This window comes from Mesorhizobium sp. M7A.F.Ca.AU.001.01.1.1 (assembly GCF_004022735.1).
Taxonomy (GTDB): Bacteria; Pseudomonadota; Alphaproteobacteria; order Rhizobiales; family Rhizobiaceae; genus Mesorhizobium; species Mesorhizobium ciceri.
The window spans coordinates 1-1,194 of the sequence record NZ_RZPF01001128.1 but is presented as its reverse complement, the minus strand read 5'-3'; the positions used below and the strand labels follow the sequence as shown (position 1 = coordinate 1,194).

The 1,194-nt window shown below is 64.2% G+C and carries 1 pseudogene; it reads left to right on the top strand.

The window, feature by feature from the left end:
* Positions 1–1,194, top strand: a pseudogene (locus tag EN884_RS36450) (thioredoxin domain-containing protein); the annotation flags it as partial.

The following is a 1,194-nucleotide window of genomic DNA, read 5'->3' as shown; positions in this document are numbered from 1 at the left end:
GTGCTCGACCGCGCCACGCTGGCGGAATTGGCCAAGGGCATCGACGGCATGATCGACCGTGATCTCGGCGGATTGCGCGGCGCGCCTAAATTTCCCAACGCGCCGTTCATGCAAACGCTGTGGCTGTCCTGGCTGCGTGATGGCAATGCCGCCCATCGCGACGACGTCCTCAACAGCCTCGAACAGATGCTGCGCGGCGGCATCTACGACCACATCGGCGGCGGGCTCAGCCGCTACTCGACCGATGCCGAGTGGCTGGTGCCGCATTTCGAAAAGATGCTCTACGACAATGCCCAGCTCCTCCGCTTCTGCAACTGGGCCTATGCCGCAAGCGGCAATGAATTGTTCCGGGTGCGAATCGAAGAGACGATCGGCTGGCTGCTGCGCGAAATGCGCGTCGACGGCGGTGCCTTTGCCGCCAGTCTCGATGCCGACAGCGACGGCGAGGAAGGTCTGTTCTACACCTGGAGCCGCGACGAGATCGAAGCCGCCCTTGGCGACGATTCCGCATTGTTTTTCAAGCACTTCACGCTCTCCAGCCCGCATGGCTGGGAAGGCGAGCCGGTCGTCCACCAAACCTGGTCCCAGCAATCGCAATATGTGATCCACCGCGAAGAGATCAGCGCGCTCAAGGCGAAACTCCTTGCTGTCCGGGAAGAGCGGGTCAGGCCCGGCCTTGACGCAAAGACCCTCATCGACTGGAACGGCCAGATGATCGCGGCGCTTGCCGAGGCCGGCCGGGCGCTGGCGCGGCCTGACTGGATCGATGCGGCGGCAAAGGCCTTTGCCCATATCAGCGCTGCCAGCCGCGACGGCCGCCTGCCGCATTCGATGCTCGGTGCCAGAAAACTGTTCCCTGCTTTGTCCAGCGACTATGCCGCCATGGCCAACGCAGCGATCTCGCTGTTCGAGGCCACTGGAAATTGGAGCTATGTCGACCAGGCCGGCCAGTTTGTCGAGCAGCTCGAGCATTGGCACGCCGACGCCGAGAAGACAGGTTACTACCTGACTGCTTCCGACAGCACCGACGTGCCGATCCGCATCCGCGGCGATGTCGACGAAGCCATTCCGTCCGCCACCGGCCAGATCATCGAGGCGCTGGTCAGGCTCGCCTCCGTCACCGGCAATCTCGAGCTGCAGGAGAGAGCCTGGCACGTCGCCGAGCATGCCGCCGGCCGCGCGGCGCAGCAGGCC